The following is a 14350-nucleotide window of genomic DNA, read 5'->3' as shown; positions in this document are numbered from 1 at the left end:
AAAGTGCCCGTCTGCACGGGCACTTTTTCTGTGAACGCAACCATAGAAAGGGTGTTTTTATTGCACCATCAATTCACTTGGTTCGGTGCTTTGGGCACCAATATGTCTTCAGTTAAATTCAGCTGGCCTACCTCTTCAATAGGGGCATTTTCAAATTTCACTTTTTCAAAACCAAAATCCTTGGCAATGAAGAGTATAGCTTCTAAAGCTTGAAGGGATTCTTTACTATTTTCAATGGCCGTTTGATTTGATAATTGAATGATCACAAGATCCCCTTTAGAGCTTATCCTTTTCCATTTCAGGTCATGCGGGATTGAAGGTGAAATTCCCTCGATGTCTGCCTCCCCTTTTCCTGCTTGCAGCGCCTCCTCAAAGTCCTGATAACCCATATTGCTTGGAACAAGGAACCTTGGGGATGATTCATCCCTTTGGTAAAGAAAGTATGTGCGATTTTTTTGATGAGGTATATCCACCTCCTTTAAATATCCGGCGTGCGCAAACATGGCACCTTGCTTTCCATCTGTAGAAAATGTCATTCTCTTTATATTGTTATAGGATAGCGTTTCCTCCATCGAACGGAGAAAAAGTGTATCTTCATCCAATAGTCGGCTTTTTTCTTGAAAATCAATCTGAGCAGTGGTCCTATCATCTCCTTGGCTGATCTTTATATCAAGTGGAAAATAGTCAGAAAGCCCATATTGCTCTTCATCCATTTCTGACATTTGATTAACTAACTGATTCAGTTTATCACTTTCGTCATAATGTTCGAGTTTAATTGAAATAGGAACAATGAAATTCATTTGATCATCTGGAATGCCCATCGTAATGATCGATGCATGTTTAAGGTCATCTTGATAGATCGCTCGTGCATATGTGTTAACCTTTTCCTCTTTTCGGGTTTCCATTTCTGAAACCTTTTCTTTAGATTCGATTTCCGCTTGCTTACTCGAAAACTTTTGATTATCCTGTTTATCTGTTGATTGATTTTCTTTGTTACTTGCATCCTGGCGTTCAAAATCTGCCATTTCCTTATTTTCAGATAGAGATAATTTCCCCCTACTGTCTTCTTGACTTGTATTTCCTTCTTTTTCAATAATTAAAGATGATGCCAAAACAACCATTAAGAATAAGGAGGCAACACCCGCAAATAGAGGTATCCAGTGTTTCTTTTTCTTCTTATCATGTATTCTCGCAAACACATCTGCCTTGGTACGGTCATCTTTTAATTTCGGAAGCTCGCGGAGCATGTCTTCAATTTCGCTTTCTTTCCAATGGAATTTTCTCAATGCGGTGGCCCTCCTTTCCAGATAAATCTTCCATCAACTTTTTAATAGCCTTCAAAGCACGGTGCTGGGTCGTTTTTACTTTACTTTCACTCCAATTCAATACTTCAGCGGTTTCAGTAATGGACAATCCCTGAATATATCGTAAAATGATGACGGATCTTTGATTCGTGGTACACCGGTTTAAGCATAGATAAATATCTTTGATTTCATCGTTCATGATGGCCACTTCTTCCGGAATGGGCTCTTTATCTTTTATCAATTGCCTATCCCAATCAAAGTTAGGAAAGATTTTTTCTTTCCACCCTTTTTGTTTCCGAAAGTGATCAATCGTCACATTTCTTGCAATCGAGTACATCCACGTTTTTTCACTGCTTTTTCCTTCGAAGCGTTCATAGGCCTTCATCACCCGGATATAGACTTCCTGAACAAGGTCCTCAGCCGTTTCTCGATTTTTAGTCATATAAAAAATGAATTGGTATATTTCCTGATGATACTTTTCATAAAGATCGTGGAAAACGGAATCCATCATTTCCCCACATCCGTTCATAAATATAGTCGTCAATCCTAAACAAAAGTTACATACTTCGGCTTAATCTTATTATAAAATCCCGTTAATTTCCACATATCAGGGACTTCTTATTTTGTTTCCTAAAAAAAACAAAGACAAGTTGGAAAGAAATCCAATTGCCTTTGCTTCTCAGTTCCTTATGAAACAAGATTTTTTTGGCAAGCCACCGTCATTCAGCATTTTCCATAATTCGAGGCAGGATAAAACTGAATGTCGTCCCTTTATCAGGCAAACTGTTTACCGAAATGAAGCCATCATGGGCATTGATTATATTTTTTACGATTGCCAAACCTAAACCGGTGCCCGAACGGCCGCGGGTCCTTGCTTTATCCGCTTTGTAAAACCTCTCGAATACAAAAGGCAAATCTTCTTCGGGAATTCCAGATCCAGAGTCCCTCACATCAATGATCAGTCCCCTTCGATCACTTGTCCTCTGAATGACTTCAATGTTACCGCCCGGAGGAGTATGACGAATCGCATTATCAATTAAATTTGTCAAAACCTGTTCAATGCGGTCGGGGTCGAAATGCCATTGAATTTGATCGTCTTGCATGCTGGCTGATATTGTGATTCCCTTATCTTTAGCCAGCCCGGAAAACTTACTTGTAATCCTCTTTAAATAAGGGGAAATAGGTACGCATTCATAGCTAAGGTTCATTTTACCCGATTCCAATTTAGCAAGATCGAGGAGATCATTGACTAAACGGCCCATTCTCAAAGACTCATCATAGATGATGCGGGCCATTTCCACCTTTTCCTCTTCACTGCTCGCAATGTCATCTACGATCGCTTCACTATATCCTTGCAACATTGAAATCGGCGTTCTTAACTCATGGGAAACATTCGCTATGAAATCAGTCCTAAGTTTGTCCATACGCCTTTCATCACTCATATCCCGTATGATGGCCACCGCTCCCCGAATATTTTCGGCATTTGTATATAGCGGACTGACAATGAATCCCCAATCACGGCCCTGCAAAGTAATTTCACCGACTTGCTCCTTATGGAAGGACTCCGATTCATCAAAAAGATTCATCAAAACCAACGGGACATTGACATTATCTTCCCTGTTGTAGCCCTTTTCAAAGTACCAGGATTGCAGAAACCTTTCAGCTGGCGGATTCGTTTCAAGAATTGTGCCATCTTTATTGAAGGTAATGACCCCATCCGCCATACTGCTAAGAATGCTTGAGAGATGTTCCTTTTCCTGACTAAGTGCATTCATATTGAATTTCAGCTGTTTTCTCATCTGGTTAAACGCTATGGCAAGCTCGCCTATCTCATCTTGAGTCAAGATCGGAACCTTTGTATCAAATTTCCCCCGGGCAATCGCTAGTGCCGCTTCCCTCATCTTCACCAATGGGGCATTGATTCTTGTAGATAAAAAGAAAGCAAAGATCGTTGTTAAAATAATGGCAATGCCTGCTGCCAATAATATGAACTGTGTAGTCGATTTTGTCGTTTCCTCCATTGACTCCAACGATTGAAATAGGAAAACTTCATCCTGTTCCCCATTCAATTCAAGTGGAATGCCTACCACGATTGCGGACAACTCTTCGTTGCCTGCATCATCGGATAGCGCCATTTCCTTTTTCACAGTCTTTCTTTCCGTGAAAACCTTGATCAATTCGGAATCATTTTTAATGAGTTCCGGCGTGATTTCGAACTCATTATCTCCTCCGATTGATGAGAATACCATTTTGTCATCATTTAGAATGATCATTTTCGTTTCGTTGCCTATTAATTCCGAAGCAATTTGTAAAACCTCATTGCTGGATCCCTGATGTTCATTCGTTACCTTAATGATTTGTTCAGCGGTTTTGGTTAAATCATTTTCAATATTTTCAATCTGGAAATTCTCAAAGAATTCGACCAGCAGAACGGTTAAAACAATTAATACAAACGACACGAGCAATAGGATCGTTGCCCATAGCTTCCCTACAACACTGCCCCATAGCATCAGTCATTAATGACTTCGAACTTGTAACCTACACCCCATACAGTGACAATCATCTTGGCTGCGTTTTCGGATATGCGGTTTAATTTTTCACGTAAGCGTTTAACATGCGTGTCAACAGTTCGAAGATCCCCAAAGAATTCATAGTGCCACACTTCTTTCAACAATTGCTCCCGGTCGAAAACCTTATCTGGGGATTTCGCCAAGAAATATAATAATTCATATTCTTTTGGTGTTAATGAAACCTCTTTGTCATCAGCAAGTACACGGTGGGCATCATTATCAATGGTTAGATGCGAGAAGACGATCACATCTTTTGCCGTCGTTTCCGTCTGCATGTAACTTGTGCTTGAAGAGCGGCGTAATAAAGCTTTAACCCTTAATACGACTTCACGGGGACTGAACGGTTTTACGATATAATCATCGGTCCCCACTTCGAACCCCTGGACGCGGTTCACTTCTTCCCCTTTAGCAGTCAGCATGATAATAGGTGTCGTTTTCTTTTCCCTTAATTCACGGCAAACTTCGATTCCATCCTTACCAGGCATCATAATATCCAATAAAATTAAATCATAATCATTTTCAAGGGCTTTTGTTAAAGCCATATCTCCATTTTCCGCTTCATCGATTATGTATTCTTCTCTTTCCAAATACATCTTTAGCAGCCGGCGGATTCTTTCCTCATCATCCACCACGAGAATTTTTATAGCATTATACATTATGTAATCAGCCTCCTATCATATATTCTACAAAATGAAAACTTACATGACTAATACTTTTTCCTTACAAAGTACGATTAAGAGCCATTTTTGCATGGCTTCCATGAACCTTTCACCATTTTGTCACAAAAAAAGACTTCGACCGTTCACTAAAAAGTTCATATATGCTATTTCACCGAAATTTCCTTATTAATGGGATTGACTGAAAAAGGGATCATTCTCCAGAAAAATCGATAAGCCCACTCCTCGACGTTTCTATCAAAAGACCCCCTTCATTTAAATATCACAATACAGAATCAAGCATATGAATGCAAACCAGCAATAACAAGATTGACGAATATCAAATTAAACATAATGATGGCAAAACCAATGACGGCAAGCCAAGCTGATTTTTCCCCTTGCCATCCCTTTGACATGCGGAGATGCAAGAAAGCTGCATAAAACAACCAAGTAACCAGCGCCCAGACCTCTTTCGGATCCCAGCCCCAGAATCGTGTCCAGGCCACTTGAGCCCAGATCATTGCAAAAATGAGGGCACCGAGTGTAAAAATCGGAAAACCGATAAGGACCGAACGATAACTTATCTCGTCCAATAAATTCAAATTCACATTTTTGACGATCGGTTTAATCAATGCTGCCACTCTTTTGCGTGCAATCAACCTTATTAAACCGTACAAGACGAGCCCCATACCGAATGACCAAAGTACAGTATTCAGTTTCTTGGCATTAATCAGTGCAGGCATGTCCACCAGCGGTTCAAATCGATCAGTCTCGACAAGTTTCCCTTCATGGGGACCAACCAATGCCGGTAGGTTGAACTCCTGTTTGGCCTCGGCTCCGTGTTTATCTACCCAATCAAAGTTCGCCTTATAATCCATCGCAGCAAAAGAAGAAGTGATGATGACGAAACCGATGGTGCAAACTAATGTGAACATGATGCCTTCAAGCCAGAACGTTCTTTTGCTTGATTGTGTTTGATCGACGAATTTGATTAAATAAATGATGGCAGTAACGAAACTTATGGCAAGGATCGACTGTCCTGCCGCTGCAGTCGTTACATGAATATGAAGCCAATCGCTCTGCAAAGCAGGAATGAGTGGCGAAATTTCTGTAGGAAACATACTTGCATAGGCGATTATCAATAAGGCAATCGGTAAAGCGAATAGCCCAAGGGCAGGTGTTTTATAAAGAAAATAAATTAATATGAAAGCACCGACCAGCATCATTCCGAAAAAGGTCGTGAATTCAAACAGGTTACTTACCGGGGCATGGCCGGCAGCAACCCATCTAGTGATGAAATAGCCAATTTGGGCGGCGAAACCAAGAATGGTGATGAAAATGCCCAGTTTAGCCCATTTGTTTTGTTTCTTTTCCTCCGCTCCGTGTTTATCCTTGATCGATCCCCCAAATAAAAAGGTAGCGACAAGATATAATAAGAAAGCTGCATATAAAAAGTTACTGCTTAATTCAGCCATTTAAAACTTCCCCCTTACTAGAAGATTTCTCATCTTCAAGTTGATCCATCGGTTCGGAAAGAGATGTTGATTCTATCGCTTGTTTTATATCTCTTTTAATACCGTGCCAGTTTTTGTTTGTATGGCCGGCGATTAATATCTCATCATCTTTCCTCTTAATCCATATACGCCGGTGATTCCAATAAGACCCTTGGACAACACCGATCATGAAAATGATTCCACCCGTGAATAGGATCCAAAGCGTTAAATCCTTCCTGACTGTCAAAGCCGTGACATCTTGGGTTTCCACACCATTAAAAGCCATTTTATAAGTGTTTTCCCCTAAAGGCTCCACAGTCTCCTTAATCGCTACGAAACTGACCTCACCCTCTGGCTTATCCGGAGTATGCATTTTAAAGATAAATGCTGGATTATTCGGAATCTTCGATATCGTTCTAGGTTCACCTTTTTCATCAAACTCGAAATCGGGGAAGTAACTGATCAAGTCAACGGAATATCCTTCTTTCAACTCGTATTTCTTTTGTGGATCGTTCAAATCAACCTTTATGCTTCCATATTTCTCTTCGGTTTTTTTATTTATCAAATTAAAAGCCATCGTACTGAGCTCATCCAGTTTATAATCTACTTGGTAGAGGGCATAATGATCATGTTTCAGAGGTTCATTGACTTTGATTTTATAATCTTTAAGCTTATCAAGGTCCACTTTTTCCCCTGGTAAGGTTTCTCCCTTGCGCTCATACAACGTAACATCAGATTGATAGGTTTTTGCAATCGTACCGGTTTTATCAATGGCAGCACTGTACTGCGCATCTTCTTCATTCTCTTTGTCATACACCTCTAAGGTAAATTCATTATTCTGAAGATAATATTCACCATTTGTACCCGGAATTTCTTTTCTCTCGCCTTCACGCAGCCAAAGTACTTTGTCGATATACATCCCAGGGACAGAACGCAATAATGCGCCAATTAAGAAAATGATAAGTCCAATATGATTAACATAAGGTCCCCAACGCGAAAAACGACCCTTTTCGGCAAGTATATGACCGTTTTCCTCCCGTATATGATAACGCTGCCTTTTTAGTCTATCCTTTACCCCTTCAAGGTTTATATCTTGGTCTTCCAGCTTTGTCACCCCATAAACCCGCTGACGTTTCATGAAGCCGTCATGACGTGTTACCCCTTGTTTTTTTAACGATCGATATAATGGAAAGAACCGATCGATACTGGCAATCAATAGTGATATGCCCAGCATGCCTATGATAATCAGATACCACCATGAACTATACAAGTTATGAAACCCTAGTTCATAATACACTCTTCCGAACCAGCCGTATTCCAGTTCATAATGCTCTGCAGGCGTAGCTGTTGAAGGGATGTACATTTCCTGAGGTAAAATCGTCCCGATAGCTGAAGCGATCAAGGCAATGACAATGAGCGTCACCCCTACCTTAACGGAAGAAAAGAAGTTCCATATTTTATCGATGATCGTTTTTTTATATGTTTGTGAACGCCTGGCACTTCCTTCATATCTCATATCAATAAGCTTGTTTTCTCTTTCGCTACCAAGCACCATCCCGCATTTCCCGCAAATCTTTGTGCCAAACGGATTTATATGACCACAATCGCATTTTACTTCTTCCATGTCAAAAACTCCCCAATATTATGGTTTAATTCTCTCCATATGCTTTTGGATGCTCTCTTCTGTCAAAGCTCCGGTGATGATATCTATGACTTTCCCCTCTTTATCGATCAAAAAGGTGACAGGCAATATATCCACGCGATAAGCATTTTCCACTTCCCTACCTTTATCGATCATGACAGGAAAGGTCAGGTCATGCTTTGTAATGAAATTGTTGACAGCATAGTCAGATTCCCCGACATTAACCGCCAATATTTCAACGCCCTGTTCTTTAAAGTTTTTATATTGATTGTCCATATAAGGCATTTCGTATTCACATGGCTTGCAATATGTACCCCAAAAGTTCAGGAAGACGCCTTTCCCCTTGTAATCGGAAAGTTTATGCTCTTTGCCTTCCATATCTGTCAAGACGAAATTGGGTGCATCGGATCCTTTTCTCAGACTTTCATTCTTATCTTTAGTGAAGTTCGTATAAAGGGCGAACACTAAAGCTGCACCTAACAGCAGGAGAATGATGGTTCTGCTGATCAGGCGTCGCTTCTTTTTATCCATAGAGATCCTCCTAAGGCCACACTAAATTTAACCATACCATTATACCATTTAACGCCATGTCCTTTTTATTTACAGTTCTGAAGGTTTTGTGACATTATTTCCTGATTCATGAAGGAAAAGGTGTTTACAGATTGTTCCACCACCCATTCTTCCAGGGGAAGAATGCGGTAGTGGGTTCAACCTATTAATACAGGAAAAATACTTTCTTACATTCTCCGCTGTTTAGGTTCGGTCGTTGCTAAAGTCCGCATCAATTTAACTTCATGTGGAGTCAGCTCCCGGGAATCTCCGGCTGTTAAACCGTCCAAGGTCAAGAAACCATATTGTTCCCTCTTCAATTTAATGACGGGATGGCCAATTGCTTCGAACATCCGGCGGACTTGCCTGTTCCTTCCTTCATGTATTGTGATTTCTACTATCGCCGTTTCCTTTTTCTTGTCGGTAGACAATACCCTTGTCTTTGCCGGTGCAGTCTTGCCATCCTCCAACTTTATCCCTTTATCCAACTTTTTCAAGCTTTCACGCAAAGGCATCCCTTTCACTTTTGCTACATACACTTTATCCACCTCATGCTTCGGGTGCATTAACGTGTTTGCAAACTCACCATCATTGGTTAAAATCAATAAGCCCGAAGTATCGTAATCCAAGCGGCCAACTGGATAAATCCGTTCATTGATGTAAGGGAAAAAGTCAGTTACGACTTTTCTATTCTTATCATCAGAAACTGCCGAAATGACGCCGCGCGGTTTATAGAATAGGAAATAAACCGGTGCTTCCTTTTCTAGCGGGACTTCATTAACCTCAACCTTATCATTAGGCCCAACTTTCACACCTAATTCCTTCACTACTTTGCCGTTCACTTTTACCTTACCTTCTAAAATCAACTCTTCTGCTTTTCGGCGGGAAGCCAGTCCAGCATGTGCTATCACCTTTTGTAATCGTTCCATCTATCTTCACCCCATAGTATAATCATTCGTTTGTTATTGTCTATACATACACAATCATACAATTATTACATATTGAGAGGCAAAAACAAAAGGTTTTTCGCGAATAAGAGCTTTTCTTTTATTATTACACCAATAACGGGACGGTTAAATGGGTTGGTTTCCATAATGAGTGTAACATAGCTTATTTTTCCATACAAAAAAATGTTTCTTTTGGATGAAAGTCCGATTCCGTTTAAAAATGGAGAGCTTAACATAGCCGATTGTTTAAGAAAAAAACAAAAAAAAAGAAATGGAATCGCCCATTTCCCTAGCCTTTAATTCATACCGAAAACCAATGTGACGACGATCACGGCAGCTATGATACCGATTAAGTCTGCCAAAAGACCGACCTTTAGGGCATCACCCATTTTTTTGATCCCGACAGCCCCAAAATAAACGGTCAATACATAGAAGGTGGTATCTGTACTTCCCTGAATCGTGGCAGCCAAGCGCCCAATAAAGGAATCCGGTCCATAAACGGAGATCAGGTCGCTGGTTATTCCTAAAGCGGCTGTTCCGGATATTGGCCGGATGATCGCAAGGGGTAAAACTTCAGACGGGAAATGAAAAAGGGAAAGCAAGGGGTGCAGTGATTGCACAATGAAATCCAAGGCCCCTGATGCCCTAAATACTGAAATCGCCACTAGCATCCCTACCAGGAAAGGGATGAGGGAAAAAGACATGCTGATTCCTTCTTTCCCCCCCTCAACGAAGGTCTCATATGTAGGCACTCTTTTCAATGTGCCGTACAGTAATATACAGAGGATCAAAGTCGGTATCATCCAAATTGAAATGGTGGTCATCCAGTGCAACATCCTATTCCCTCCCGCTCCTCTTTCTCTTGTAATAAAAATATCGATCTATGGCGATTCCTCCAACTGCAGAAATGGCGGTTGCTATTATGGTCGGAAAAACGATGTCCGTCGGGGAGTGGGCATCGTAATTCATGCGGATAGCAATGACAGTAGTTGGAATCAACGTTACGCTTGATGTATTGATGGCTAAAAAAGTGACCATCGAGCGGCTTACCGTTGCTTTTCCCCCATTTAGTTTCTTTAGCTGTTCCATGGCTTTTATACCAAGAGGCGTAGCTGCATTCCCCAATCCGAATGTGTTTGCCATCATATTGGAAAGTATATAACCCATAGCGGGATGATTGGGAGGCACTTCAGGGAATAACCATCTCATGAACGGCTTGAATAAATTGGATAGTTTATCTAACAGCCCCGATTCCTCCGCTATTTTCATCAATCCCAGCCAAAAGACAAGTATGCTCATCAGTCCCAAGCAAAGGGTGACCGCTTCTTTTGCGCTGACAAAAAGAGCTTCATTCACTTGATCCATCGTCCCATTAATCATGCCAAAGACAATACCAACCACAAACATCCCGACCCAAATGTAATTAACCATTGCGTCCGATTCCCAATACTGCTTCAAATACATCAGCCCATGAGGATTGGAATGATTGTTGCTTGAAGCTTTCTTTTGATTCCCCATAAAAAATCGAACGACTGCCTATTTTCTTTCCGTCGAGATAAATGGATGCTCTGCCGACCACTGCCGGGATTTTCCTTTTATCCTTCCAGGCCCGCTGCGGCTTCAACAATTTCATTTTCACATTGACCAGCTTTCTCTCTTCTTTTGTCAGTGGGTACGAAAAATCATTTTTAATGTAGACATGCCCTTTATATATTTTATTTTCCAGATCCTTCACCATGCCTTCAGGTAAAATTTCTGTTGGCTTATAATCCTTAAATGCGGATTCGTACATTTGAATATGATCATTCCAATCATCCGGACCATTCAATGTCACAGCAATCAGGTCATGCCCATTTTTTGTTGCGGTCGTGACCAAGGTACGTTTTGCTAGTTTGGTATACCCGGTTTTTCCCCCCGTGCAATACTCATATAATTGAGTAAGTAGGCGGTTTTTGTTCTTCCATACATAATCCCATTGTTCTGTGGAATTAGGTGCCCTATGTTCTTTTGTGCCGGAAATCTTTGCATACGTTTCATTTTGCATGGCATAACGAGTGAGTATGGCCATATCATATGCGGTTGAATAATGGTTCTTCGAATCATCCAAACCATGTGGATTTGAAAAATGGGTATTTTTCATCCCGATTTCTTCCGCCTTTTGATTCATCATCCACACGAATCCATCCAGGCTTCCACCAACCTTTTCGCTGATTGCGACCGCTGCATCATTACCTGAACGAAGCATCAAGCCGTAAACCAAATCTTCGAGCTTGATTTTTTCTCCTTCTTTCAGATAAAGTGACGAGCCCTCCGTCCCGAAGGCATTGCTGCTCACCTTCACTGTTTCATCCATTAGTCCCGATTCAATAGCCAAGATAGCCGTCATTATTTTCGTAATGCTTGCTATGCGGTTCTTTTCATGAGCATTCACTTCATATATGACCCTTCCGCTTTCCTCATCCATTAAAATTGCACTATGGGCACTTACGGATACATTTGCATTAGCGCTTTGTACGGGTGCCATAAAAGACAACAGGAGAATGACGATACACAAACTTGATAACCCTTTATATAGAAAACGCATGAGTGCCCCCTCGTCTCTTTACTTGTTTTTGTACAAGTTTATGCAAATGGACAAGGGTTATGAATAAAAGAATGTAAACCTTCATGATATCCATTGATTATCAACATAAAAAAAATCGATAGGGGCCCCTATCGATTTAGTGTTCTATCATACTAATAATGCAGCGATTTCATCAATTTTCTTAGCTCCGAATACCACTTCTTCATCATTGATGATCATGGCCGGCACGCTCATGACTTTATATTTCTTCTTGATATCCTGGAAATTACTTATATCGACCATTTCAGCCTCAACGTTAGGGTTTTCAATCGCAATGCGCTGTGCACCCACTACAACGTCTGGGCAGTAGTGACATGCCAATGAAACCATAACCTTAATGTTCGCTTTTTTACTGATTCCCTTAATTGAATTCAATACGACTGAATCCAATGCTTGACCAGGTCCGGCCAAGTTATAGATAGCCAAAATGAAGGAATTCAATTCATGGCCGCCTGGGACGCCGTGGTATTTGACGCCGCTGTACTCACCGTTCGAATTTAAGAGGGAAACGACAGGGAACTTATCTGCATTGATTTTTTCTTCAATTTCCGGACTTTCCCCCTTGTTGTATAACTCAAGATGCAGCTTGTCTCCTAATTCTGCAACATCCAACAAGAAGTCTCGCAATTCGACTGATTTTGGCAAACTTTCATCGACGATCGACACCAATGTTACTTCGCTCTCCATCTTGCCGAAGATTCCCTTTAATTGGCCGCGTAACGCATCGCTTAATAAAGCGCTCTTCCCTGCCGGGACAGCAGCCTGTTCTTTTTTCGCCGGTTTTTCAACTTCAGGTTCATCCTTGATTCCTAGGCGATCTTTTTCTTCTTCAATATATTTACCGGCATCCGTTGCTGCAATCGCTCCATCAGATACAGCTGTAATAATCTGGCGCAAGGATTTTGGTCTTAGGTCACCCGCTGCATATACACCTTTCACATTAGTCTTCATATCATCATCGGTTAAAATGTATCCCGCATGATCCATTTCGATATGGCCCTTGAAAATTTCTGTTTTCGGCTCATACCCTATGAAAACGAACACTCCAAATGTACTGTCTTCTTCCTTCGCCTTATATTCAAATTCTTCTTTAGTCTCATTATTGATGAATCGGGCACTTTGAATCATCCCGTCTCCATATACCCCAAGGATCTCTGTATTGAATTTCACTTCAATCTTATCATTTGCCATTACTTTATCCACGATGGACGGGGCACACGAGAAGCTTGATTCCCGGGCGATAATTGTAACTTTTGTAGCAAAGCGTGTCAGGAATATAGCCTCTTCAGCAGCTGCATATCCTGCCCCGATAACGAAAACTTCCAACCCTTCAAAGAATTCACCATCACATGTTGAACAATATGCTACACCGCGGCCAGTAAATTCCTCTTCACCTGGAAATCCTAGTGTTCTTGGAGTAGCACCCGTTGCAATGATGACGGCGCGGGCATGATAGTCCCCGCCAAGGGTTTTAACGACTTTCACCTCACTGGAGAAATCCACGCCCGTTACATCAGCTTTGGCGAATTCAACGCCAAAATCTTCGTTTTGAAGCTTCATTTCTTCAACTAACCTAGGGCCCGAGATATGACGGATACCAGGATAATTGGCTATTTCCGATGTGGTTGCAGCTTGTCCGCCGCCAGTTCCTTTTTCAAGAATTATTGTTTTTAACTTAGCTCTTCCTGCATAAACGCCGGCTGAGAGGCCTGCAGGTCCGCCACCAATAATTAATAAATCATATATTTTTTTCATCTTATGTGCTCCTTGCTGAATGATAATACGTGCTAAACTGATTATTTTGAAAAACAAAAGGCACTTATTTTAGGTAAGTGCCTTTTGTCTTAAGATCTTGAAGGACGAGTTGTCCCAGTAATCGTAATCAATGCTGGGTATGTCCATTACCTGTATAAATGGACCATCCCATTAAAAATTAAAGTTTTCCTACAAGGTCTAGGCTTGGTTCTAGAGTGGCTTCACCTGGAGTCCATTTTGCAGGGCACACTTTATCTCCATGTTCCGCTACGAATTGTGCAGCTTGAACTTTTCTAACTAGTTCTTCAGCATTACGGCCAATTCCTAGGTCATTAATTTCGTATGCTTTAATTTGTCCTTCTGGATTTACGATGAAAGTTCCACGTAGAGCCAATCCATCTTCTTCAATCAATACACCGAATTGACGGGATAAAACGTTTGCTGGGTCAGCTAACATTGGATATTGGATTTTACCGATTGTATCAGTTGCATCAGCCCATCCTTTGTGGCTGAAATGAGTATCTGTAGAAACTGAGTAAACTTCACAACCAATTTCCTTGAATGTTTCATAGTTATCTTGAAGATCAGCTAATTCAGTCGGACATACGAAAGAGAAGTCAGCTGGATAGAAAAAGAATACTGCCCATTTTCCTTTAACATCTTCAAGTGTAACTTCTTTGAATTCTCCTGCATGGTAAGCTTGTACTTTAAAATCTTCAACTTGTTTATTGATCAATGACATAATAAATTCCTCCAATAGCTAATTTTTTTATCTGCTCCTGTTTATAATAATTATTAAATAGAAACTAGT

13 protein-coding genes are annotated in these 14350 nt (G+C 40.9%); all 13 read right to left on the bottom strand.

The features are described 5' to 3' along the window. Positions 1-68: 68 nt before the first annotated feature. On the bottom strand, positions 69-1286 hold the full coding sequence (locus tag ACQKNS_RS14655; RefSeq protein ID WP_427643826.1) for a GerMN domain-containing protein: 1218 nt from the start codon (positions 1284-1286) through the stop codon (positions 69-71). Continuing rightward, positions 1252-1812: an RNA polymerase sigma factor SigX gene (sigX, locus tag ACQKNS_RS14650; protein ID WP_427644230.1), complete on the bottom strand. Its 561-nt coding sequence runs from the start codon at positions 1810-1812 to the stop codon at positions 1252-1254. The genes ACQKNS_RS14655 and sigX overlap by 35 nt, the downstream gene beginning before the upstream one ends. A gap of 211 nt (positions 1813-2023) precedes the next feature. Then, complete coding sequence (locus ACQKNS_RS14645; protein WP_427644228.1) at positions 2024-3817, bottom strand: ATP-binding protein; 1794 nt, start codon at positions 3815-3817, stop codon at positions 2024-2026. Next, complete coding sequence (locus ACQKNS_RS14640; RefSeq protein ID WP_427643824.1) at positions 3814-4530, bottom strand: response regulator; 717 nt, start codon at positions 4528-4530, stop codon at positions 3814-3816. Before ACQKNS_RS14640 ends, ACQKNS_RS14645 begins: the two co-directional genes overlap by 4 nt. A 296-nt stretch (positions 4531-4826) precedes the next feature. Next, entirely contained in the window at positions 4827-6005 is a 1179-nt protein-coding gene (gene ccsB / locus ACQKNS_RS14635; protein WP_427643822.1) for a c-type cytochrome biogenesis protein CcsB, read from the bottom strand. Then, entirely contained in the window at positions 5998-7647 is a 1650-nt protein-coding gene (gene resB, locus ACQKNS_RS14630; RefSeq protein ID WP_427643820.1) for a cytochrome c biogenesis protein ResB, read from the bottom strand. Before resB ends, ccsB begins: the two co-directional genes overlap by 8 nt. A gap of 18 nt (positions 7648-7665) precedes the next feature. Then, complete coding sequence (gene resA, locus ACQKNS_RS14625) at positions 7666-8196, bottom strand: thiol-disulfide oxidoreductase ResA (RefSeq protein ID WP_427643818.1); 531 nt, start codon at positions 8194-8196, stop codon at positions 7666-7668. Positions 8197-8402: 206 nt separating this feature from the next. Next, positions 8403-9143 (bottom strand): 23S rRNA pseudouridine(2605) synthase RluB, encoded by a 741-nt coding sequence (gene rluB, locus ACQKNS_RS14620; protein ID WP_034308106.1) that lies wholly within the window; start codon positions 9141-9143, stop codon positions 8403-8405. Between the two features lie 314 nt (positions 9144-9457). Beyond that, on the bottom strand, positions 9458-9997 hold the full coding sequence (locus ACQKNS_RS14615) for a spore maturation protein (protein WP_427643816.1): 540 nt from the start codon (positions 9995-9997) through the stop codon (positions 9458-9460). Position 9998: 1 nt separating this feature from the next. Then, positions 9999-10592 (bottom strand): nucleoside recognition domain-containing protein, encoded by a 594-nt coding sequence (locus ACQKNS_RS14610; protein WP_427643814.1) that lies wholly within the window; start codon positions 10590-10592, stop codon positions 9999-10001. After that, the gene (locus ACQKNS_RS14605) at positions 10585-11745 is read right to left on the bottom strand and encodes a D-alanyl-D-alanine carboxypeptidase family protein (RefSeq protein WP_427643812.1); all 1161 of its coding nucleotides are present in this window, start codon (positions 11743-11745) and stop codon (positions 10585-10587) included. The genes ACQKNS_RS14610 and ACQKNS_RS14605 overlap by 8 nt, the downstream gene beginning before the upstream one ends. A gap of 147 nt (positions 11746-11892) precedes the next feature. After that, on the bottom strand, positions 11893-13539 hold the full coding sequence (locus ACQKNS_RS14600) for an FAD-dependent oxidoreductase (protein ID WP_427643810.1): 1647 nt from the start codon (positions 13537-13539) through the stop codon (positions 11893-11895). Between the two features lie 178 nt (positions 13540-13717). Further along, the gene (ahpC, locus tag ACQKNS_RS14595) at positions 13718-14281 is read right to left on the bottom strand and encodes an alkyl hydroperoxide reductase subunit C (RefSeq protein WP_063233159.1); all 564 of its coding nucleotides are present in this window, start codon (positions 14279-14281) and stop codon (positions 13718-13720) included. Between the last annotated feature and the right edge of the window lie 69 nt (positions 14282-14350).

The sequence above is a fragment of the Peribacillus sp. NPDC094092 genome (assembly GCF_050279365.1).
GTDB lineage: Bacteria > Bacillota > Bacilli > Bacillales > DSM-1321 > Peribacillus.
Note: the sequence above shows the minus strand (reverse complement) of the source record. Positions and strands in the feature narration are given on the sequence as shown.